The organism is uncultured Psychroserpens sp. (assembly GCF_947501425.1).
In the GTDB taxonomy this organism is placed as follows: Bacteria; Bacteroidota; Bacteroidia; order Flavobacteriales; family Flavobacteriaceae; genus Psychroserpens.
In genome coordinates, this window is the sequence record NZ_CANMVN010000010.1 from 186079 (window position 1) to 208944 (window position 22866).

Genomic DNA, 22866 nt, shown 5'->3' on the forward strand with positions numbered 1-22866 from the left:
AAATGATAGATATATTTCGTCTAACTCGAATTTAGTGTCGTTGAATAACGCTTAAGTGTCGACGAATGGTAATTGAAGAATTTACTTTTTTTGATAGTTGATTAACTCTAGAGTATTCATTTGAGAATCGTATTTTATTCTCTCTAATTCCTGTAAAAAGCTAAGAGAATAGCTATCCTCTTTACGTTTATCAATATGCATTTCAAAATAGCTTATAAATTCTAATTGCTTTAAACTCGCTTGTAATTGTTTTGTTATTTTCATGGTTTCATCTTGGGGTTCATTCAATTTTGCTTTATATAACTCATCATCATGAACTCTGTCTGAAAACAAATTGAATACTCTTAATAATAGATTTTGGGTCGAGGGAAACATGGACATCTTACTTTGTTAATATGTAACAAATGTATTATGACATTGTATTCCTAATGAAAATATTCTATCGAAGAATTAATTTGATAGACGGATAGCAAATAAGTGTAGATGAATGAAAATACTAATCGAGTTCCTGTTGCTTTTTTTTAGGTAATCCTTTAACGACCATATCATAGGAATGATCAATAAGTCTTGTGATCAGTTTTGGAGATAATTCTCCAGTTTGGATATACACACTATTCCATTGTTGTTTGTGCATATGGTATCCTGGCTGAATACTCTCATAAGTTTCCCTCAATTCAATGGCATATTGAGGATCGCATTTTAAGTTGATAAATCCTTCGCCACTTTCCCATTTTGTTAATGATGCCAAAGCAAACATTTTTCCTAATACTTTGAATACTAAAACATCATCATCAAAAGGAAAATGCTCAGTCACTGCCTTTTTACTCATGCAATAATTTCTATAGTCTTCTATATTCATTTGTATAGGCTTTTAAGCTACTCAAATAAAACTACTGCTCTATTTTTTTTGGTGCCTTATCTTCAATTTTCAAAGCAGAATAGTCTAAGGTCCAACCAATAGTTTGTACAATGGTTTCGATAAGTAGTACAGATTCTAAGGCTTCTTTTTTGGCAATCTCGTATAAGCCGCTTTCCGGAACTTTATTCATGATATGAAGCTTGGCTTCATTGTGTAATTCGGTAAGATCTGAAGCCTCAAATTTATTGAACATGCCATCAGATTTGTCGTAATAATTCAAATCGGTTTCTATACTCAACACTTCAGGTTGGGGAAAATGATACAATTTTAAAGTTTTGGTTTTGACATCAGAATCCATTTGGATTTTAGACAAGTCAAATCCTACGTGTGCTTTAGCATTAATAACAACAAGTGCTTTCTTCTTACTGGAGATCAACTTTAAAAATCTTGCTTTAACATCTTCGTAGTGATAGATCTCTGCAAAATCACCTTCAACAGTAATGAATTTACATACTTTTTTAACTTTATCTAATAAGAGTATTGATTGTGAATTGGTTTGTTTTCTCGTTAAAAATTGTCTTACAATCGTTACAATTCCTAGTGTAACTAAAATACTTATGATGATGATAAAAAATGTATCCATAATTAGTGTTTTCCAATATTGCCTAAATGCGTATGTGTAAAAGCATCTTCAAATTTTAAGCCATAACCAAAAATTCTATCCATTGATGCATGAGCAAACAAAATGATTCCTATTAGTTGTAATAGTTCGGTTTCAAAATATATGCCAAGACCATAAAGCAATACCGCTAATCCTTTATGATGGAATAGATTATAGGTTATTGCTCCTATTCTGCTACTTACAAGGTAACCAAGCATTCCAATATCAGGAAGTAAAATTAAACCTATAAACCACCACCACGAATAATGCAATTGACTAAACATAAAGATCCCAAGCCCAAACATTGCTAATTCCTCAAGTTTTAGTAGTGATTTCATATTACCCAGATACTTTGTATAAAATTGGTTTACTTGGTGTTGCATCATTCTCAAATGGCGCAATTTGAAGATTTAAAAAGTACTCGCCATCATCAATAGTATTTGGCACATAAATAAGCTCTGTAATTGTACAGTCTTTTCGTAATTTCCCTTTGAAATTCCAGAAGGTTTTGTGAGATATTAGTTCTCCTCCATCTTGCTCTCTATCTACACTAGGGAGATCGATCAATACATGTTTAATTCCTTTTTTTACCAAAAAAGCTACAGCATCTTCTTTTAAATAGGTCCAATTGGTATTTGAATATTGACGTGATAATTTTTCTTTAGTATTTGGCATTGTTCTTATCACTATAGCATCTCTTTTTTTATTTCCCAGAGCAAATTGAAGTTGAGCTTTAGAGATTACGGTATCTGTCCCTTCCTCCTCTGGTGCTACTGTAACCACTTCGGCTAAAAAGAAAAACTGCTTTAAATGTTGATTTACAGAATGCACTTGTTCGGTAATATGGCCAACACATTCGGTGTGAGTTCCATGAGCATGAGGATTAAACGATATGGAATTAAAGTTAACAGCTGCACCTTCTTTGACGCTTATTACAGCATCCTCAAGTTGAACAGGCTCAATACTTGGCTCACCAATATACCAGGCATTAACATTCGATTTTGAGGCACGCATTGGAATAGAAATATCTAAAGGTTGCGATAGGTCTATTTGTAATTTTCTAGAATTATATTGAATTGTTGCTAACATTATTAATTGATTTTAAACAGATCAGAAGCTATCCCGTCACTTAAAAACTTACCCTTTGTTGTAACCAATAGCTTTTCATCATCAATATACAATAAATGTTGATTTATAAAAGGCTCTGCTTGTTGCAAAAGATAGTCTTTAAAAGATTGTCCGAAATCTTGAGCAACTTTTTCCAATGAAACACCCCAAATTGTTCGCAAACCTGTCATTATATATTCATTGTATTTATCAGTTATGGTCAATGTTTCAGTTTCAAGAGCAAGTCTGTCATTTTGAATAGAACTTATATATTTTGAATTGTTACGTACGTTCCAACCACGCTCATTTCCGTTGAAAGAATGCGCAGAAGGACCAATACCTAAATACGGTTTCCCTTGCCAATATGCCGAATTATTTCTACTGAAAAACCCTTCTTTTCCGAAATTGGACAACTCATAGTGCACAAAGTTTTGAGACTCTAAAATCTCAATAAGCAAATGAAATTGCTCTTGTGCCTGATCATCATCAACCGCTGCAACAACTCCTTTTTTGATAAAACTTTCCAGTGCAGTTTTTGGTTCAACAGTTAGTGCATAGCTGGATATATGTGGAATACCAAAACTTAACGCCATTTCAATATTTTTTGTCCAACGCTCATGACTTAAGCCAGGAATACCATAGATAAGATCTATAGAAATATTATCAAAGTGCTGCGTTGCTAAAGACAAGCATGCTTTGGCTTCTTCAGTATTATGAGCACGATTCATTAATTTTAAATCGTCTTCAAAAAAAGACTGAATACCAATACTTAAGCGGTTGACCTGACTTTTAGCCAACTCCTCAATTTTGGCTGGTGATAAATCATCAGGATTAGCTTCGAGCGTGATTTCTGGTGCTTCGGAAATAGTATAGTGTTGATAAACCGCATCAATTAAAAATTTTAACTCTTTATGAGTTAGTATTGAAGGGGTTCCACCACCAAAATAAATTGTCTCAACAGTGGTATTATTAAACTCACCTTTACGCATTTCTAATTCTTTAGCTAATGCCTTTATGAGCTCATCTTTCTTTTTTAAAGTTGTTGAAAAATGAAAATCACAATAGTGACATGCCTGCTTACAAAATGGAATATGGATATAGATGCCGCTCAAATTAAATGTTTAGGTGTTTAGGTCAAAAAAAAGTGTACTTAAATACATTAGATTCTGTGTAAATTGCGGTTTAATAACTCCACGACTCTACATTTTTACAAGATAACATATAAACTACTTTTTTATTCTATCCTCATTATGTTTTACAAAAGCGCCCCAACCCGAATAGCTTTTACCAATGTCTATACGACCTTGATTGTAAAAATGACAAACTGCAGCAGCAAGTCCGTCAGTAGCATCAAGGTTCTTTGGTAAAGTCTTAAGATCTAACAGGCTTTGCAACATTTTTGCAACTTGTTCTTTACTAGCATTACCATTTCCTGTAATAGCCATCTTGATCTTTTTTGGTGAATATTCAGTAATTGGGACTTCTCTGGATAAACCAGCAGCCATAGCAACACCCTGAGCTCTGCCAAGTTTAAGCATACTTTGTACATTTTTTCCGAAGAAAGGGGCTTCAATGGCAATTTCATCTGGATGGTGAGTATCAATAAGCTCAACTGTACGTTCAAATATGAGCTTTAGTTTGAGATAATGATCAGAGTATTTTTTAAGGTCTAATTCATTAAGCTGAAGAAAGGACATCTTTTTATTCACAATTTTTATGAGTCCGAAACCCATAATGGTCGTTCCCGGATCTATACCTAGTATGATTTTTTCAGTGCTCATTAATCGCAGTATTGACAGCCACTAATTGAGAATGAAACTCCAAAAGTGATCGTTAGTAGGCTTCCATTAAACGAACCAAATCCTTCTGTTTCTGGTTCAAAATCTTTTCCAAAGCCCAAAATATAAGACGTATCGGCATAGATTGACATGCGTTGTGTTAATGCATAGTGAATTTCTAATCCTGCCATGACATTTAAAAATGATATGTTGTTGGTTCCATAGTTACCTAGTGGCTTTACAAATGAATATCCAGGACCTGCATGTGTTACAATTCCGATGCGTTGAGGCAAAAATCCTAAAGATTCTGTTGGATCAAACACCAATTGCGCATTGACTCTGGTATAGTTGGTTTTGAATTCTAAAGAATTATCTCCATTTGAAAACCTATTAAATCCAAAATCTAACTTCGCTCCCAATTGGCGTTTAAACATATACTGTACGCCTAAATTTACTGTTGGAAAATTAAGTGATTTACTTTCAAAACCAGTAACAAAACCAGATTGAGACGGACTATTAACTCCTAAGGCAATCTGTGCTTTAATTTTATTGGTATCCTTTTGTGCATACAAAGTTACGCAAGACATAATAGCAATAATTAAAACACCTAATTTTTGAAGTCGATAATTTGAGGTCATATTATTAATTGATTATTTTGCACCATGTACTATGGTGGTCTTACTTACAAAACTAAACAATTCTTTTTTGTACTTATTAAATTGAGTATTGTCATTGGGGCTTTTTATTTTATCTATAAAAAATTGACGACAAATGAGGATCTGGACTTACATGAGTTTTTGGGGTTTTTGAATAAAAACAATGTGTTTTCATCAAAAAACATCATTTTTTTACTATTTCTAACGACTTTTAACTGGTTTTTTGAAATTTTAAAATGGAAGACGCTAGTAAACTACGTTGAAGATATATCATTGAAGAATGCATTGGAACAAAGTTTAGGTGCTTTAACTGCCTCTCTTTTTACACCCAACCGAATTGGTGAATATGGTGCCAAGGCTATTTACTTCCGGGCTACAAAAAGAAAACAGATCATGCTTCTAAATTTATTGAGTAACATGATGCAAATGGCAGTCACAGTACTTTTAGGAATTATAGGATTATGGCTCATGCACTCCAAATATGACCTAAATATCAACTATTATAAAGTATCACGATTTTTAGTACTTATAGTTGTGGTAGGTATATTTACACTTTTTGGTCTAAAACAAAACAAATTCAAAATTAAAGGGTTCTCAATCGAAAAATTAAAGACCTTTATCAATAACCTTCCAAAGTCAACACAAGTCACAGCGTTTGGTCTTTCGATTGGTCGCTATTTGATTTTTTCTTTTCAGTTCTATTTTTTACTTCAAATTTTTGGTGTTGATGTGACTTATTTTAATGCTATGATTGTCATTACCAGTATGTATTTGTTAGCCTCAATCATTCCTTCAATATTTATTTTTGATGTTGTTATAAAAGGCAGTGTTGCAGTATATTTATTTTCTATAGTTGGCGTTAATGAATTTACAGCACTTAGTATTGTCACCATTATGTGGTTACTCAATTTTGTACTTCCTAGTATTTTTGGGAGTTATTATGTGCTTAATTTCAACTTTCAAAAAATCACAGATCACTAATGCTTACAATCATATTTATTATATCAGTTATGTACCTCTGTTTAATTGGAAGTTTGATCTATGGCTTTGATAAAGTAGAAGAATTCAAATTAGAGGACATTTCAGCTGAAACTAAATTCTCCATTATAATTCCATTTAGAAATGAATCTAAAAATTTAGATGTCCTCTTAAAATCTATTTCAGATCTTAACTACCCTAAATCAATGTTTGAAATTATTTTTGTTGATGATGATTCTGATGATGATTCTATCGAAAAGATTAATGCAAAACCCTTTCGTTTAAATACGATTGATATTTCAGTTTTAAATAATGTAAGGCGTACAGCCTCTCCCAAAAAAGATGCCATAACTACTGGGATAAAACATGCAAAATATGAATGGGTGATTACTACAGACGCAGACTGTAAATTACCAAAATACTGGTTAGACACCTTTGATAACTACCTTCAAAATCACAATGTGAAATTAGTAGCAGCACCTGTTACTTTTGAAAAGACGCATTCTTTTTTTGAGCGCTTTCAATTATTAGACATTTTGAGTTTGCAAGGAGCAACTATTGGTGGCTTTGGAATAAAACGACCTTTCCTATGTAACGGAGCAAACTTATGTTACCAAAAAATGTTATTTGAAACGCTAAACGGGTTTAATGGTAACTCTGATATTGCGAGTGGTGATGATATTTTTTTATTAGAAAAAGCTGTAAAAGCTGACAAAAACAGTGTACATTATATAAAAAGTAATCAAATTATTGTGACTACAAATCCGCAAACCAACTTTAAAGCATTGATGGAGCAACGCATAAGATGGGCTGCAAAAACATCTAGTTATGGTAATATTATTGGAAAACTTACTGGATTCATAGTGCTATTAGCCAATGCGCTTTTAGTAAGTCTGCCGCTTTTATATTTTACACAAATAATAACTTTAAAAGCACTAGTATATACTGTTATTATTAAACTTTTAATTGACTTTTTGCTACTATTTAAAACTGCTCGATTCTTTGGTCAGGAGCAGTTTTTACCCTCTTACCTGCTATCAAGTTTATTATATCCATTTTTTTGTGTTTATATAGTTTTCATATCTGTATTTAAAGGGTATAAATGGAAAGATAGAGCCTATAAAAAATAGTGCTATTATCATTTATTTTTGTTAGATTTACCAGAACCATAACCTATAATCGTGATGCAAAAATTTATCTGTTTGATATGCCTGCTGATGAGTATTTCATTTTTAGAAGCCCAAGAAACCTATACGGTTGATGGGGAACAGCTGGTTTTGAAAAATGAAGTTGATGGAAAACTAGATCTACTTTGGAATATCATTGATGGGAACTATCGCTATTTTGTTAGAACTGAGAGTAACAGAATTATTGAACTTAAAAACACTAAAAAGGATGGCAAGTTTCAAGAAGAATACAAAACACTACTTACTGAATTGACTGATGAATCTATGTCAACCAAGCGCTTGAATCTCACACTTTTCAGTTTAAAAGAATTTATAGACACTTACAATGGAAGTGTAGATACAGCCTATCAATCTACAGCTACAAGAAATAAACTACTGTTCAGACTTGGAGCCTTTGGTGGTATTACAAATAGTCCATTTATTTCTAATCCAGATAATTTAACGACTCCGCTTTTTGGTGCTGAACTTGAAGTACTTGATGTTAATCTAATTTCTAGACATGCCGTGTTTTTGCAATTAAAACATGTCTTAGAACAGGATGAACTACAATATTCAACAACAGAATTAGCACTTGGGTATCGCTTTAGATTTATTAATAAAGAAAAAATTAGTCTCTACGGACATGTAAAATTTGCCACAGTAAACTTTTCTAATGTAGTTGTTGTGACTGATAATGACGGCACATTAACTACCGAAGAATTCAACGAAACAGCTTTTGATGTGCCTTTTATTTTTGGAATAGGCGCAGATATTCGAGTCACCAAAAATAGTTTTATCACCTTAGCTTACAATGAATTATTTGCGCTATTACTAGATAATCAAGGTAATTTTTCTCAAGATTTTTCAATAGGTTACAAGTTTAATTTATAGTGGGTAGGCTCTCAAATTATAAAACTAATAATCCCGTATTCTCAGGTTATTTCTGGGATGATAAGAAAACCTCTGCTAAGAAAATGTCAGTTACTGGCATCTTCTTTAAATCTATCTTTTGCATTTTAATTATTGCTGGAATTACAGCTTACATTTGGAAACTTAATGAGCAAGGAATGTCTGTGAGATGGTTTACTCTTGGAGGCATGTTGGCAGCTATAATTATTAGTATTGTAATTTCTGTCAGACACCATTGGGCTCCTATTTTAGTGCCTTTATATACAATAGCTAAAGGGCTTTTCCTTGGAGGTTTTTCGGCATATGCACACAAACACTTTCCAGAACTTCCCTATCAAGCTATTGGTGTAACAATAGTTACCTTTTTTGTCATGTTGATACTCTACCAAACACGTATCATCATTGTAACTAAGAAATTGAGAAGTGTCATCATTAGCTCAGTCATAAGCATTATGGTGGTCTATTTGATCTCTTGGATATTAAGTTTCTTTGGTATCAAACCATATATTTGGGGGAATTCATGGTTTGCAATCGCATTTAATTGTATTGCTGCTATTGTAGCTTCGTTCTCACTTCTTTTAGACTTTGATTATATTGAACGCTTCAAAAACCGCGTACCTAAATGGAAAGAGTGGCTCGCAACTTGGGGCCTTTTAGCAACACTTATCTGGTTGTATGTTGAAACTCTAAGAATTATGCAAAAATTAGCCATACGATTCTAATCGATCTTTATAACTACTGGCAACATAAACTTACTAGTTACATACTGACTTCTTTTAATTGCAGGATAAATTTTTGGTAAAGAGTCTAAACTATGTCTTAGCAAACTATCTAATTCAGGAATTTGTGCTTTAGTTAGTTCTGAGCTTATGATATCATTGATAACGAAGTCTCCTTTATTATCAATTGTGATATAGAGTTTTACGGTATCATTGATGTCTTCGGAAACAATAATCTGATGCTTAGCCAGATTTTTATTAAGGATATTTCGCAGTGTGTTTTCAAAACACACTTTTTTATTTTCTTTTCCTGATGTGCTATCGCAAGATTCAAAAACCGGATACTCATCAACATCCTTCCAGTTGAATGTTTGAAGTTCTTCTTCAAGTATATCTTCTGTATAAACCTTTTTCTTATCGAAATAATCGCAAGACAACAGGTTAAAGATTACCAGAAAAAAAAATAAACGTTTCATGGATACATACTGAAACCGAAAAGTACAATTTTTTTAGATATAAAGTAAGTTACTGTTTTTCCTTTAAAAATTGCTCTTCTTTAAGTTCCTTGATGCGTTGTTCAGCAAAACGTAAATAATAACTCTCAGGATAAGACTTTATAAAATTCTGATAGAGTTTAATCTTAGCATCAGTATCTGAGTAGTACTTATCTTTTGTGGTAACAATGTAAAACGCAGAGCTTAAATTTTCAGGGTTTTCCTTAAGTGATCGCTCAAAAGCAATTATTGCCTCCTTATGTTTATCCTGTCTGTTCAAAACAACACCCAATCTCTGATATTCAAAATCTAATGGAACATCCTGTAGTTTTAACGCTTGTCTGATATACTTCTCAGCGTTTGTATAGTCTTTTAAATTCTCATAATACTTACCAATAACCAGCATTGAATTGGTGTCAAACGGATTGTATTTTAAGACCTTCAATCGTTGTTCTATAGCAAGTTCATACTCATAATTTTGAGCGTAACACATACTCAGTTTTTCATGTATGAATTCTGAACTTTCGCCAAGTTTAATCAATTTTTCAAACCATTGTTGAGCTTTGGTATAATATTCCCTGAAGTAATAACTCTGGGCTCTTAAACTTATGAGCTCAACATTATTTTTATAAGTTTCAAAACCAATATCTGTATATTTATCTACCAAGGAATGCCGTCCTCTTTTTAAATAATCCTTGGCAAGTTTATAAATGGCTTTTTGATGTGTCTTATCAAGGTCATAGGCAGATTTAAACCTATTAATAGCCGTAGAATCTTTCATACGCTCCAAGGCTAAGCCCATTTCGTAATGATAATTAGGGTTGCGGTAATCAATATTCATTAAGGCGTTGAATACCTCAATAGACTCCTTAAACTTTTTGGTCTTAGAGAGTAATTTCGCATATTCGTATAGCGTTAACGCATCTTTAGGATCTGACTCAATACTTAATTTATAATTCTCTAAAGCCAGGTCATAGTTACCGATAGCAACATATGATTTCGCTATTTTATTGTAAACTTTCAACGGATTGTCATAAGCTTTGTAAGCCTCAATAGCTTTAGTATAATTACCATTAATATATAAACTGTCAGCACGATTTAAAACCGAAGACTGAGCTTCGGTTTTTGTTAGTGTAAATAAGATGATGAGGCTAAAAAATATTCGCATTAATTTTTCTTGTCTTTGTTTGTATCTGAAGCTATTTGAAAGGTAATTGGTAAACTGTAAAGCACTGTAACAGGTTTACCTTCGTGTTTTCCTGGAATAAGCTTTGGTAATGCCTTAATGACTCTTATCGCTTCTTTTTCGAGATCGGGATGTGACGCTCTTGCTTTTACATATTTAACATATCCCAATTCATCAATCTTAAAAATCACAGAAATGTTTTGTCGTCCAACTATTTTAAGCTCACTTGCCAGATTTAGATTAAAGTTTTTATTCACAAATTTTGATATTTCTTTACTAACACATGCCTTTTTATCTTTTTGGGATGTCAAGCCAACACAGGATTCATACATAGGGACCTCATCAACTCGCATAAACGGTATTTCTTTAGTTTGCATTTGACTATTCACTGAAGTCTTGAGTACCTCTTTTAAAGTCGCTTCTTTTCCTTTTTTTGTCTTGCTGTCTTCAAGAGCTTTGAACTGATTTGTTTTTCCTTGTACTTGAAAAATAATAGGCAAACTGTAAGGGACTGTTACTGGTACACCTTTTTGTTTACCAGCAATAAAACGAGGCAACGTATTAATCACTCTTACAGCTTCTTTCTCTAGTTCAGGGTGAGGAGCTCGTGATTTAGCTCCAGTCACATAACCATTTTTATCGATCTTGAAGATGACATTGATACGTTGCCTACCAACTAAACCTAGCTGCTCTGCTAATTTGGTATTGAACTTTTTGTTAACATGAGTAGCAATAGCTTTACTAACACATGTTCGGCGTTCTTCTTCAGTAGTTAGATCTTCACAAAATGAAAAGATAGGAACCTCATCAACCGTTGAAAACGGAATTTCAACATTGGTATCAATAATCTTGGTTTCTTCATTAGAGCTGGCTGTTGTATTATTAGATTTCACATCATGAACTTTCATTGTACTTCTTCCATTTACAGAAGTGGTTAATAGCTCTTTGTATGCATTGTCTTTTTCAATTAAATCTAGCTTTTCTTTAAACTCTTTTTCTTCTTGGTCTGTCCAGTTTCCTGTATCATTGAAAACCATTCTTAACTGACCAGCTTTGGCATTATTCTCCCATTTTAATTTAGCTTTATCAGTTTTTTTGTATTCTAAGTACTCCAGATAAGGTTTAAATTTAGAAAAACGCTCCATAAGCTCTCTATCTATTTCATCGAGCTGACTGTCTTCTTCTAATTGAATTGCTCTTTTACTAAAAATGAATTTGAACAGAGCAGCATTTTTATAATAATCTTCTCTTATTAAAATGTATTTATCAATATTAGCTTTATAGGAATTATAGATATTATCAAATTCAACTCTATTGTTATCTAGTTCAATAATTTCATTGTAGTATTTATTGAATAAAGCTTCATCAGATAGCTCCTGAGAATTTTGGTTTACTGTTTCCGAAGTTGAAGTGATTTGTTTTTCTTGGGCATAAGATGATGTATAAATAAGCATCGTGAACACCATTGGAATCAACAATGCATATTTTAGCATATGGATTTGCTTTGATTTTGACTTGCTTAACATAAGAATTCGTTTTTTGATTAATGAATGTTTAAAAAATGGATTTACAAATGAAAACTGCTCAGTTTCAAAAACTTGTGACAGTAAATTATTGTAATAATCTGTTTTATTATTTTGCTTTACAGCTTTAGCGTCTGCGATATATTCGTGTAATGTTGCTATTCTATTTTGGTACATGTATATCAATGGATTGAACCAGAATACAATTCGAAAGACCTCAAAAAATAATAAGTCTAACGTATGTTTTTGTTTCACATGAATCATTTCATGCTCCAGTATTGAAGTCCGCTCCTCTGATTTTAAATTTCCACCTAAAAAAATGTAATGGAAAAATGAAAACGCCTTGGTACTGTTTAATAACTCAATAATCAATAGATTTCCTTTCCAACGTTTAGGATATTTATGAGCTATCCATAGCAATTTTGAAATTTTAAAGAGCAAAAGTAGTGTTGCCAAACACATTCCTGATACGAGAATGATAGTCCAAATAGATACAGGTTCAGGTTCTAAATTTATTCCAGCTTGCATCGCTATTTGAGGATCTATCGAGGCTATAGTTTCTGTAGTATTACCAATAATAACTTCAGGAAGTCTAATGACAAAATCTTCGGCTACAACTGTTTTTATCTGCTCAATCTTAATAAAAGGAAGAACGACAGAAAATACTGCTGTTATTAACAAATAGGCTCTGTTTGCATTAAAAAAAGTCTCCGTTCTGAGAAAAGCATCATAGATGATTAGAAACACTAACTGAAACGCTATAACTTGTAAGATATAATGTAACATACTAATTATTTGTTTTATTAATGTCTTTTAGAATAGCCTCCATATCTTTTAAATCCACATCATTCTTTTTGACAAAAAATGACACCATACTTTTAAAAGAGCCCTGGAAATAATTATCAACCAGATTGTTTATGGACTGATTACTATAATCTTGTTTTTTGACCAAAGGAAAATACGTATGACCTTTTCCCTGTTTCTCATAGTCTACAAACCCTTTATTCTCAAGAATTCTAACAATTGTTGATACGGTGTTATATGCTGGTTTAGGGTCTGGAAGTAGCTCAATAATGTCTTTGACATTTCCTTTATCCAATTGCCATAAGATTTGCATGATCTCTTCTTCAGCTTTTGTTAGTTGTTTCATTAGTTCTGATTATTATTTTGCGTCTTTGGCGCTTAACCAAAGCATTAGGTTTCTTAAAAAATCTATATTATTGGGCGCATGTTCAGAATTAAATCCGAATCGGAATGTGCCATTATTATTAGTTACAACCTGAGCAGTAAACTGAGCTGCTTCACCAAAAACGGCTAATTTTCCTTTTCCAAAATTCATAATAGCGCCTTGATAGCTATCTTCTAAATCTTTGACCTTAGTATCATCATCAAATTGCCACGCAATTTCGGGTTGTAAACATGTATCACCTTTGAGGAATTTTAAAACTCCTGTAGCTTCTGACGGCATTTGAAATGAAGAGCCCGTAAATGTGGTGACACTATTCAGAGCTGTTCCAAAAGTGCCATCAGTAAGTGGAGAACTGATGAGTCTTTTATTTTCTTCTGAAAACACATCTGGCTCGCGTCTTGGCTGTGACAATTGAGCAAATCCGTCGCAAAATTCAAATCCGAAACTCTCAGCCAAAGCATTAGTTGCTCCAGAAAACGGCATGTGATCAGCAATGATGAATAATCGCCCACCATTGCTCACCCATTTTTTTATAGCCTTTATCTCTTCTGTACTAAACGCACTATAAATGGGTTGCATCCAGTTTCCAACATTTTTGGAATGTATCGCATTTGAAATTACGAGAATATCTGTTGCGCTCAAATCATCAAAATTGAGCATAGGCTTCACCTGATATCCATCCTGTGTTAAGAGCTCACTAAAGGGTTTAAAACGACCAGCTTTGGTGTGAAAGTTATCATGAGTCTCATCTATAAATACCTTTGGTCCTTTTTTAAATTTATGATAAGGATTACTAAGCTTGGTCACTAAAGATGTATCTGCCATTTGTTGTGCTGTTACAGTACACAAACAGCTCATAACTAAGCTTATAATTAGGTATTTGACACTTTTTAAAAACATAATATGCAACTATTAACAATTCAAATATAACTAAAAATTTAGTTTGAACTAATTTTTTAGTTTAAAAATGTAACATTTTATATATTTTCACGTCTTATTTATAGAATTTTAAACCTATTTAATGGATATATTTTTAGTTATTTTAGCTGCATTTTTTATGATACTTGGAATAATTGGCAGTTTTCTCCCTGTACTTCCAGGACCTTTAACCAGTTGGGTTGGGTTATTAATCTTTCATTTGGCGGATGTTGTTCCAATGAACTGGACCTTTTTAATCATCACATTTGTCTTCGCTCTAGGTATTTGGATACTGGACTATATTATACCAGCTATGGGTACTAAGCGCTTTGGTGGCACAAAAGCAGGCATGATAGGTACATCTGTTGGACTTATTGTTGGTTTGCTCTCTCCTATTCCTGGAGGTATTATTATTGGCCCTTTCTTTGGAGCCCTAATTGGAGAATTATTAAATAAAACCGAATTTGATAAAGCCTTAAAGGCAGCCTTTGGATCCTTTCTGGGATTTATAGCCTCTACATTTATTAAGTTTATAGTTGCTATGGTATTTCTTGGCTTTTTTATTGTGAAGTTTTTTGAGTACAAAGCTGTCTTATTTTGACATAAGAGCATCTTAAAAAGAAAAACCTAATACTGTTGAGGAGTATTAGGTTTATTTCTTTGCTATTAATTCAACAAATTACTTAGAGGGATTAATTAATTTTGTTGACACTTCAAATATATCTATTGTTAATAACTTTTTGTTACGGAAAAACCGTAAACTTGATGCGGAAAAACCGTACTTTGTAGTATTGACGAGGGCTACAGAAACAGTTGAAAACACAAAAAACCGTAATTTTAACAGTATTTTTTAAAGAAATCCTTTTTTACGAGCCTCAATTATCAAAGATTCGTCTTTTCCGTCGTTAATTGAAAACAAAATTTTGAGTTGTTTTTTTCGCTTTTCAATAGCGCTCATAGATAAATCTATGTATTCTGTCAAACTTCTTGTTTTGATGCCTTGGGATAATAAATGTAGAATTTTTCTATTAATCTCATCCACATAGATTTCATTAACTACAGATTTATTAAGAAAATTACTCACTGTGCTACTGTAATAAGGTGGATCGATTAGAATGTGGTGAAATGCCTCAGCCAATTCACTCGAGGTAAGATCACTTTTAATCAAAAACCCATCAGGATTTATCTCTTTAACAATACTATGAATTCTATAAGACTCATTAAACATTGTTAGTATGATGACTTTAGCATCAGGCATAATATTACGCGATATCTTGGCCAAATCTTCACCTGAAGTAATTTTACCATCTGAAGAAGCTGGTAAACTAATGTCAAAAAAGCATACATCGTAAGGTCGTTCTTTTGCTGCTTTTTGCATTAAAAGATTAGCAGCATCACAAGTATTAGCAGTATCAATTATCAAGGTTTGATTGTCCTTTTTTGTAGCCATCAATGTATTTTGATACCCCTCAATAATGATTGGATGATCATCAACCATTAAAATATGTATATTCTGCATTATATTAATTTTTGTAAGGTATAGTAATACTAACCTCGGTCCCTTTTTTAATAATAGAATTAAATTCGGCTTTCCCTTCAACCTCATTAACTCTAGAGTTTATATTTTTGAGGCCAATACCCTTTTTACTTTTATTGACATCAAACCCATCTCCATCGTCTATTATTGATAAGCAAATTACATTATTTTTTAATTGAATACTAATTTTTACAGTGTTTGCATTAGCATGTTTGTAAATATTTTGAAGTGATTCTTGTATAATTCTATAAATATTGATTTTAGTTTTATTAGGTACAAATTCCCAATTGATATCATCAGTATAGTCAAAAGAAGATTCCAGTCTATAAGCATTAGTTTGCTTTTCAATAAGTTCAGTAACAATATCCATGAATCCAGATCCAGAGACAAAATCGGTATTTAAATCATGAGAAATCTTTCTGATATCATTTTCAATGGTCATGAGTTCTTTAATGTACGTTGATCTGTTTTGTACAGCTTCTTTTCCTTCGGAAAAATTTAAACTATCCAAACTCAATCTGGTTCCAAAAAGTCGTCCCAGTATGCCATCGTGTAGTTCTTCTGAAATTCGCTTTTTCTCATTGGCTCGAGCTTCATCAACTTTATCTTGTTGCGATAACATCAAATTATAAATCTCCTCGTTGGCTTTTTGTTGATCTTGTTCAAATTTCAATTCTTTATTTCGGGCTCGCTGAGTAATTATAATGTACAATAAAAACAATGTAACTAATAAGGCTCCGGAAATTGCCAATAGCCATATAAGCTGTTGAGACATACGTTGATTCTCTTCCTCCACTTGATCAGTACCATACATGATACGTGCAAATTTGTTTCTAACCGCTCTTTCTACATTTAGTAAGCTATCACTGAGTTTTATATGATCTTCCAGATATTTTTTACTTTCTTCACCTTGAGTGAGTTTAGACAATAGCAACATCGATTCCAGATACAAATCATTTATAGGGATCTCCTTTGAAATATTGTAGCTGTCCTGAGCAAATTTCTTAGCCAATTCATTTTTATTATTAGCCTTGTAAAACTTTGCTAAGTCTATTGATGCAGAAAGTTTAGAATATTGATCATCAATACTATCAGCTATTTTAAGAGCTCTATTAAATTCACGCTCCAATTCATCATAATTATAGTCTCCAACTAAAAATTGTGTGAAGGTTTTATTGACAATAACCAATGAGTAAAATGATGGATCTAAGTTAAGCGTTTCTTCATCATTTAAAATATCTTCATAAATCTCCAAAGATTTTTCCAAATCACCTTTAGATCGATGAGCTATAGCCAAATTATTCTCAGACTGTAGTCTTAAGTAATCTCTGTTATCCAGATATTTAGTAAGCTCAAAAGCTTGCTCATGGTATTTTATAGATTCATCAAAATTTTCAAGCTTGAGAGATACAATTCCTAAGAGATTAAGACAAATGTATTGATCTTCAACAACGGAATTATCTCCACTATCTTTTAGGTTATTTAAGATTTTAAGCGCTTCAATAGCATTTTGTTCACTTCCCAAATAATCTTTTTCATCATCCTGAATCGTTGCTATTCCTGTTAGAACAACAGCTTTTTCCCTTTGATCATTTAAAGCGTCATAGTAGTTGAGTGCACTGAGGTAATAATCATATGATTTTATATTATCACCTTCTATTTCATAATAATACCAACCTAGGTTATTGTACATTGTTGAAATTGCAGTAGAATCCTGGAGCTTCAATGCTAATTCAAGATTATCTAAACTTATAGATCCAAATGAATCATAGTTGCCTGTAATAAGATAAAAATAAGATAGGTTGCGATTGCTTTTTAATAGTGTAGAATCAATGGCAGTTGTCTTTGAAAGCTCACTTGCCTTTAAAGCGTAAGATAATCTACTTTCTATATCAAACGAAGCATCATTAGAGAGCTCTCTTAGCTTCATTATAGAATCTAGTTCAGTGTTTTGTCCTTCTGCATTAAGTGCAAATGACAAAACAATTAAAACTAAAAACTGAGTAAATATATGCTTCAATGGATTATTTCATTCTATTCTCAAAGTTAGAATTTTTTATTGATTTTATTACATTTTGCATAACAATAAATAAGCCTATATCTAAGATAAGATATAGGCTTATTACAATTTATTTCGAGATTACAGAAACTTATACTTTCTTCGGAAGTTTAAGTCCTTTCTTAGTATGTGCTAATAAATCTGTTTTTTGGTATGTTTTGAAATTTTGCTCGTCTGAATTTTCTACAACAGTATCACTGCTTTGTCCAGATACTGTTAATAATAATACTGCTGCAAGTAGTAGAGTAATTTTTAGGGTCTTCATGTTTTTGGTTTTTAGGGATTATAAATTCAATTTTAATTATGTTAACAATAAAACAGCATTAAAAATGCCAATTCGAGGGAAGAATGGATTATTAACTGTAAGACATAATTATGTCTATAAAATTGAGGGAAATTCAAATACCTAATGGTATTTAAACATGAATGGATTAATATGATTTCCTTGATAAGTGATTTTAGGGGCTTAAGAAGGACTTCAAACATAGTGTAATTTATCATATAAACAAAAAAATATCCGACCAAATGTTATTTATCTTCGTTGAAATGCATTTAATCGAATTGTAATTGTTCATTACTTGTTGATAAGTCAAGCTATTGAATATTAGGATTGAAAGGTGCCGAGTCTTGATTGTCAGGTGTTCCATCAAGATCTGAGTCTCTTACATCATCAGATATCACTAACAATTGCCAATGCAATGGTAAATAGGTATCCATAACCAGATTATCAAACTCTGCTGTTGGTCCCGAAGCTAGAGTTACAGAAATAAAGGTATTTCCTAAGCTCGGCATAAAATGTGCCTGCACAATTAATTGAGCTGTAAAATTTCCGAAGCGAATTAAACGTGACGAAAAACTAGTTGGAAAACCAAACTCATTAGACACAAAATCTTCGGCACATATAATGTTACCTTGCTCTGTTACTCCGTAAAAGGCCTTAATTTGATTAATCTCAAAATTAACCACATCTGATATAGAAATCTGACCTATTGCTGGAGATGATGGAATGTAGCGCCATACCACATTATTATCGGTTCTAAATACATTTACGCCAATCGTACCTGTTTGCTGATCTGTAATTTCTTGAGCAATATAACCTTGAGGCATTGTAAAACCTAAAGCAGGATATTGTGAGTGAATAAACTGCTGACCTGGATTGGCTATAGTTGGAATTTGAGACAATGGTGTTGGTTGGTTATGACTGCCATCCCAATAGACAGCAGTTGGCCCTGTAATATTAAGACAGATGCCTGATTGAAATTGATTCAATTGTTGGCTAGTTCCATCGTCATTACTGCTACATGCAAATAAGAATGAAACAATGGCTAAAAGGATAATGTACTTAAAAGTCTTCATGATATGATTATTTTTTATCACATCTGAAGAATTTAGGAATGTCATCAAAAAGTGTTTAAAACAAAAAAGCATCCCGATCAATTTACACTCCTACGCTAAAGCTTCGGAGTACAAAGAAGAAAGGAAAGCTTCTCATTGGTAAGAACTCAACAACATTGAGGTTCTCACAACTCTCAGATTTCTCTGAGAACAACACAACTAATCTTATTGCAAAAAAAAGCTTCAATTTCTTGAAGCCTTAGCAATTTTAGCGGTCTGGACGGGACTCGAACCCGCGACCTTCGCCGTGACAGGGCGACATTCTAACCAACTGAACTACCAGACCGTTGCGTATTGCGAGGGCAAATATACATTCGATTTTTAATATCACAAATATTTTCTGAAGATTTTTGAGAAAATTTTATTTAAATTTTTGGCGCTCTACCATATAAGTGGTTAAGATCCTATCAAAGTTCTCATTGATGTCTGCCTCTACGTACTTAATTTGATATTGACCACACTTTAATCGTATGCTTTTAAAGTAGTCTTCAACAGCTTGCTCATAACCCTCTTTTATGGTATCAGGATATAAATTGATATACTCATTGGTCTCAACATCAATAAAACGTTTTGGTGTATTATCAAAATCAAACTTAAGCTCCTTTTCTTTGTCTATCACGTGAAACAATACCACTTCGTGTTTGTTGTATTTTAAATGCCTCAGCGCTTCAAATAACTTGACATCGTCTGTAGCTGTTTGAAACATATCTGTAAAAAAGAAGATCAATGATCGTCTGTGTATGTTTTCAGCGATTTGATGCAGATACGTATAGGTTTCAGTTTGTTTATTGACTTGCTTTGAGGTGACCATTTTGCTTAACTCGGCCAAAAGCATTTGATGATGGCGTTCGCTTCCTTTTTCAGGCGAATAATAATCATAGGCATCGCTGTAAATACTAAGCCCAACTGCATCTCTTTGCTTTTTTAAAATAGTCATTAATGCTGCTGAAGCTAATGCCGAAAAACCAATTTTATTGAGATTAGAAATACTGAAATCTTTCATTTCAGGATAATGCATTGAACTACTATTATCTACAATAAGATGACAACGTAAATTGGTTTCATCATCATAGCGTTTCGTATACAGCTTATCCGTTTTGGCGTAAAGCTTCCAATCGATATGACGCGTACTTTCGCCCTGATTATATATTTTATGCTCGGCAAATTCAGCCGAAAATCCATGAAACGGACTCTTATGCATCCCAGCAATAAAGCCCTCAACCACTTGTTTGGCAAGAAGTTCGAGATTTTTAAAACCTCCGGCTTTATTGAGTTCTGCTTGTAAATTCATAGGCTATTCTAAAATACCATCAACAATACCATAGGCTTTAGATTCTTCTGCTCCCATCCAATGGTCACGATTAAAATCTTTCATCACCTTATCAAAAGTTTGTCCGCAGTTTTCTGCTAAGATCTTAGCACTTAGTTCTTTGGTTTTGATGATTTCCTGAGCAGTAATTTCAATATCACTCGCTTGGCCTCGAGCTCCACCACTAGGCTGATGAATCATCACTCTGGCATGAGGTTGGATGAAACGTTTTCCCTTGGTTCCAACCGATAGTAAAATAGATCCCATAGATGCTGCCAATCCTGTACAAATTGTAGACACATCACTGTTTAATGATTTGATACAATCATACATGGCAAATCCTGAAGTTACATAACCTCCCGGACTATTAATATATAGATGAATATCTTTTGTTTCTAAAGCATCCAGATATAGTAATCTGTCAATAACATGCTTAGCAGAGTCATCATCTACCATTCCCCAAAGAAATATTTTACGATCTTCTAATAATTTATTATCTATTACATCTTGTGCTTTTGGTTGCTTGCTCATAGTGTTTATCTCTTAATTTTAGCTAAAAATAAAAAAAGGTTCACCACAATGGCAAACCTTTTATCATTTCTTTTAGATTATATCCTATAATAAAGAATCGATAGCGTCTGTATACGCATTTTTAGGAGCCACACCAACCTGACGACCAACAACCTCTCCGTTTTGGAATACCAAAACAGTTGGAATGTTACGCACACCATATTTTGCAGCAAACTCTTGATTTGCATCTACATCTACCTTTCCTACAACGGCTTTACCATCGTATTCTGTACTTATTTCATCAATAATTGGTCCTACCATTCTACATGGTCCACACCAAGCAGCCCAAAAATCAACCATTACAGGTTTATCACTTTTTAATACTGTTTCTTCAAATGTTGCATCTGTTATTTCTAATGCCATAATTATATTGTCTATGTTTAACTTCTGTTTTATGTCATCTACCTTTTTGTAGATAATTACACAAAATTAGTCAAAAATTTTGCCAAACCTTACAATGGCAGTATTTGTTTTGATTATAAGGTCATTGAGGGATTATATACAATAAAGATGGGCGCATCACTACGTCACTTAAGTGACGTAGCATCAGGCTTTCGCAAGTCGCTTCCTCAGAAATTCGAAAAATGAAGGAGGAGAGCTCCAACAAATGCTCTATCCTTTGCGCAATGTAAGTTAACGTATTATTGTATCGTCTTATGAATTGTTACATGAGTTAAAATTCATAAGGCATACAAAAAGAGAGAGGTTATTTTTTGAGCAATTTGACTAAGGCTTCATTAACTGTAAGCCTCAATACTCTTTTATCTCTTTCTAGGATAAATACCGTAATAGTAGTGTTTAATTCAGGAAAATAATTAACAGCTGTTCCCCAGAAACCACCATGCCCAAAACCTTTGACACCATTAATATCAATAGACGACAACCCTAAGTAATATTCACCTTCCATGGGTTCCTTTGGGTTTGCCTTGCTAAACAAAAGATCTTTTGTCTCAGAGTTTCTGAATACTTTATCATTGAACACACTTTGTAAAAATACAGCTAAGTCTTTTGATGTAGCAGCTAAGCCTCCGCCTCCAAATGAGTCAAAGGATTGGTCAATTTCATAACTATCTAAACCCATAGAACTCACATACTGATGCACTAAAAGCTTTGTTCCTTCAGGATACTGCTCTTGAGTTACAAACCAGGTAGACTCCAATCCAAGGCCTTGGTAATTAATAAGCATTCTTATTGCTTCATAAAAAGGTTGTCCTGTTGCACTTTCGATGATTTCAGTAAGTAATAAGTAATTGGTGTCAGCATAAGCAAATACTGAATTTGGAACACCTAATGGTCCATCTATAGACATCGCTAATTCAATCTGTTCATCTCGAGTCCATTGATGTTTTGGATTATTCTTTACCATATCAAAATAAACTTCAGTTCCTGCGTAATCTCGTATCCCACTCGTATGTGACAGCAAGTATTTGATAGTTATTTCCTTAGTATTATAGCCGTTTTCAGTAAGCAAACTATCTGTTCTGTTGGAGATAAGATTAGCTATAGGATCATCAAGTTTTAACTTCGCATTTTCAACCAATCTTAAGATAGCTACAGAAACATAAGTTTTAGTATTGCTGGCAATAATAACGGGTTGATCTGCCTCTACTGATGTTCCAGTATCTTTCTCAGAAAAGCCAGCGGCACCACTCCAAGAGATGTTTTGTTCAGGAGACTCAATATGAACCATAACACCTACTGCATCTTTATGTAGCGCATAAATGGAATCCAATACATTTTGAAACTTTTCAGTAGTAGCAATGCCTCTAACACTACGTTTCTTATTCTGCTTGCATCCCAGAAAGCATAAAATAAAACTAGCGACAAATAATGTATACTTAAGTTTCATAAAG

26 protein-coding genes and 1 tRNA gene are annotated in these 22866 nt (G+C 33.0%); 5 read left to right on the forward strand and 22 right to left on the reverse strand.

The features are described from left to right. Positions 1 to 81: 81 nt before the first annotated feature. The 8 genes from Q0951_RS15910 to Q0951_RS15945 all read right to left on the reverse strand — a co-directional run bounded on the left by Q0951_RS15910 (position 82) and on the right by Q0951_RS15945 (position 5043). The gene (locus tag Q0951_RS15910; RefSeq protein ID WP_299338997.1) at positions 82 to 375 is read right to left on the reverse strand and encodes a hypothetical protein; all 294 of its coding nucleotides are present in this window, start codon (positions 373 to 375) and stop codon (positions 82 to 84) included. A gap of 121 nt (positions 376 to 496) precedes the next feature. Further along, on the reverse strand, positions 497 to 859 hold the full coding sequence (locus Q0951_RS15915; RefSeq protein WP_299338999.1) for an MmcQ/YjbR family DNA-binding protein: 363 nt from the start codon (positions 857 to 859) through the stop codon (positions 497 to 499). Positions 860 to 890: 31 nt separating this feature from the next. Then, entirely contained in the window at positions 891 to 1502 is a 612-nt protein-coding gene (locus tag Q0951_RS15920; RefSeq protein ID WP_299339001.1) for a DUF4230 domain-containing protein, read from the reverse strand. A 2-nt stretch (positions 1503 to 1504) separates the two neighbouring features. Next, positions 1505 to 1858 carry a DUF4260 domain-containing protein gene (locus Q0951_RS15925; protein ID WP_299339003.1) on the reverse strand — a complete coding sequence of 118 codons (354 nt, stop codon included), beginning with the start codon at positions 1856 to 1858 and terminating at the stop codon, positions 1505 to 1507. 1 nt (position 1859) lies between these two features. Then, complete coding sequence (locus tag Q0951_RS15930; protein ID WP_299339006.1) at positions 1860 to 2609, reverse strand: cyclase family protein; 750 nt, start codon at positions 2607 to 2609, stop codon at positions 1860 to 1862. 2 nt (positions 2610 to 2611) lie between these two features. After that, entirely contained in the window at positions 2612 to 3739 is a 1128-nt protein-coding gene (hemW, locus tag Q0951_RS15935) for a radical SAM family heme chaperone HemW (RefSeq protein ID WP_299339009.1), read from the reverse strand. Between the two features lie 114 nt (positions 3740 to 3853). Further along, positions 3854 to 4408, reverse strand: coding sequence for a crossover junction endodeoxyribonuclease RuvC (ruvC, locus tag Q0951_RS15940; RefSeq protein ID WP_299339012.1), 555 nt, complete (start codon positions 4406 to 4408; stop codon positions 3854 to 3856). Further along, positions 4408 to 5043 carry an outer membrane beta-barrel protein gene (locus Q0951_RS15945; RefSeq protein ID WP_299339015.1) on the reverse strand — a complete coding sequence of 212 codons (636 nt, stop codon included), beginning with the start codon at positions 5041 to 5043 and terminating at the stop codon, positions 4408 to 4410. The genes ruvC and Q0951_RS15945 overlap by 1 nt, the downstream gene beginning before the upstream one ends. Positions 5044 to 5166: 123 nt before the next feature. Between Q0951_RS15945 and Q0951_RS15950 the strand changes: the two genes are divergently transcribed. The 4 genes from Q0951_RS15950 to Q0951_RS15965 all read left to right on the forward strand — a co-directional run bounded on the left by Q0951_RS15950 (position 5167) and on the right by Q0951_RS15965 (position 8836). Further along, positions 5167 to 6042 (forward strand): lysylphosphatidylglycerol synthase domain-containing protein, encoded by an 876-nt coding sequence (locus tag Q0951_RS15950; RefSeq protein ID WP_367179770.1) that lies wholly within the window; start codon positions 5167 to 5169, stop codon positions 6040 to 6042. Then, positions 6042 to 7169 carry a glycosyltransferase gene (locus Q0951_RS15955; protein WP_299339019.1) on the forward strand — a complete coding sequence of 376 codons (1128 nt, stop codon included), beginning with the start codon at positions 6042 to 6044 and terminating at the stop codon, positions 7167 to 7169. Before Q0951_RS15950 ends, Q0951_RS15955 begins: the two co-directional genes overlap by 1 nt. 87 nt (positions 7170 to 7256) lie before the next feature. Continuing rightward, positions 7257 to 8096, forward strand: a complete 840-nt coding sequence (locus Q0951_RS15960) for a hypothetical protein (RefSeq protein WP_299339022.1) — start codon at positions 7257 to 7259, stop codon at positions 8094 to 8096. Beyond that, positions 8096 to 8836: a Bax inhibitor-1/YccA family protein gene (locus tag Q0951_RS15965; RefSeq protein ID WP_299339024.1), complete on the forward strand. Its 741-nt coding sequence runs from the start codon at positions 8096 to 8098 to the stop codon at positions 8834 to 8836. Before Q0951_RS15960 ends, Q0951_RS15965 begins: the two co-directional genes overlap by 1 nt. Here Q0951_RS15965 and Q0951_RS15970 read toward each other — a convergent pair. Genes Q0951_RS15970 through Q0951_RS15990 form a run of 5 tightly spaced genes read right to left on the reverse strand, consistent with a single transcriptional unit; the run spans position 8833 to position 14083 of the window. Further along, a complete protein-coding gene (locus Q0951_RS15970) occupies positions 8833 to 9309 on the reverse strand; it encodes a hypothetical protein (RefSeq protein WP_299339026.1) in 477 nt (158 codons plus the stop codon). The genes Q0951_RS15965 and Q0951_RS15970 overlap by 4 nt on opposite strands. Positions 9310 to 9358: 49 nt before the next feature. Beyond that, positions 9359 to 10495, reverse strand: coding sequence for a tetratricopeptide repeat protein (locus Q0951_RS15975; RefSeq protein WP_299339029.1), 1137 nt, complete (start codon positions 10493 to 10495; stop codon positions 9359 to 9361). Further along, on the reverse strand, positions 10495 to 12822 hold the full coding sequence (locus Q0951_RS15980) for a M56 family metallopeptidase (RefSeq protein ID WP_299339031.1): 2328 nt from the start codon (positions 12820 to 12822) through the stop codon (positions 10495 to 10497). The genes Q0951_RS15975 and Q0951_RS15980 overlap by 1 nt, the downstream gene beginning before the upstream one ends. A gap of 1 nt (position 12823) precedes the next feature. Next, the gene (locus Q0951_RS15985) at positions 12824 to 13186 is read right to left on the reverse strand and encodes a BlaI/MecI/CopY family transcriptional regulator (protein ID WP_299339033.1); all 363 of its coding nucleotides are present in this window, start codon (positions 13184 to 13186) and stop codon (positions 12824 to 12826) included. Positions 13187 to 13198: 12 nt separating this feature from the next. After that, complete coding sequence (locus Q0951_RS15990; RefSeq protein ID WP_299339035.1) at positions 13199 to 14083, reverse strand: DUF4350 domain-containing protein; 885 nt, start codon at positions 14081 to 14083, stop codon at positions 13199 to 13201. A 163-nt stretch (positions 14084 to 14246) separates the two neighbouring features. Here Q0951_RS15990 and Q0951_RS15995 point away from each other — a divergent pair, with 163 nt between their 5' ends. Further along, the gene (locus tag Q0951_RS15995; RefSeq protein ID WP_299339038.1) at positions 14247 to 14744 is read left to right on the forward strand and encodes a DUF456 domain-containing protein; all 498 of its coding nucleotides are present in this window, start codon (positions 14247 to 14249) and stop codon (positions 14742 to 14744) included. Positions 14745 to 14993: 249 nt separating this feature from the next. On the opposite strand, the gene Q0951_RS16000 is transcribed toward Q0951_RS15995, so the two are convergent. From Q0951_RS16000 to Q0951_RS16040, 9 genes are all read right to left on the reverse strand, one after another. Continuing rightward, positions 14994 to 15662 (reverse strand): response regulator, encoded by a 669-nt coding sequence (locus tag Q0951_RS16000; RefSeq protein ID WP_299339041.1) that lies wholly within the window; start codon positions 15660 to 15662, stop codon positions 14994 to 14996. 4 nt (positions 15663 to 15666) lie between these two features. Then, positions 15667 to 17700, reverse strand: a complete 2034-nt coding sequence (locus Q0951_RS16005; RefSeq protein WP_299339044.1) for a tetratricopeptide repeat-containing sensor histidine kinase — start codon at positions 17698 to 17700, stop codon at positions 15667 to 15669. A 130-nt stretch (positions 17701 to 17830) separates the two neighbouring features. Then, the gene (locus Q0951_RS16010) at positions 17831 to 18004 is read right to left on the reverse strand and encodes a hypothetical protein (protein ID WP_299339047.1); all 174 of its coding nucleotides are present in this window, start codon (positions 18002 to 18004) and stop codon (positions 17831 to 17833) included. 329 nt (positions 18005 to 18333) lie between these two features. Beyond that, positions 18334 to 19095, reverse strand: a complete 762-nt coding sequence (locus Q0951_RS16015) for a hypothetical protein (protein ID WP_299339049.1) — start codon at positions 19093 to 19095, stop codon at positions 18334 to 18336. A gap of 251 nt (positions 19096 to 19346) precedes the next feature. Beyond that, positions 19347 to 19420, reverse strand: a tRNA-Asp gene (locus tag Q0951_RS16020). 75 nt (positions 19421 to 19495) lie between these two features. Further along, positions 19496 to 20425, reverse strand: a complete 930-nt coding sequence (locus Q0951_RS16025; protein ID WP_299339052.1) for a DUF58 domain-containing protein — start codon at positions 20423 to 20425, stop codon at positions 19496 to 19498. A 3-nt stretch (positions 20426 to 20428) separates the two neighbouring features. Further along, a complete protein-coding gene (locus Q0951_RS16030; protein ID WP_299339055.1) occupies positions 20429 to 20974 on the reverse strand; it encodes a ClpP family protease in 546 nt (181 codons plus the stop codon). 84 nt (positions 20975 to 21058) lie between these two features. Next, a complete protein-coding gene (gene trxA, locus Q0951_RS16035) occupies positions 21059 to 21391 on the reverse strand; it encodes a thioredoxin (RefSeq protein WP_299339145.1) in 333 nt (110 codons plus the stop codon). Positions 21392 to 21719: 328 nt separating this feature from the next. Further along, positions 21720 to 22862, reverse strand: coding sequence for a serine hydrolase (locus tag Q0951_RS16040; protein ID WP_299339058.1), 1143 nt, complete (start codon positions 22860 to 22862; stop codon positions 21720 to 21722). Positions 22863 to 22866 lie beyond the last annotated feature (4 nt).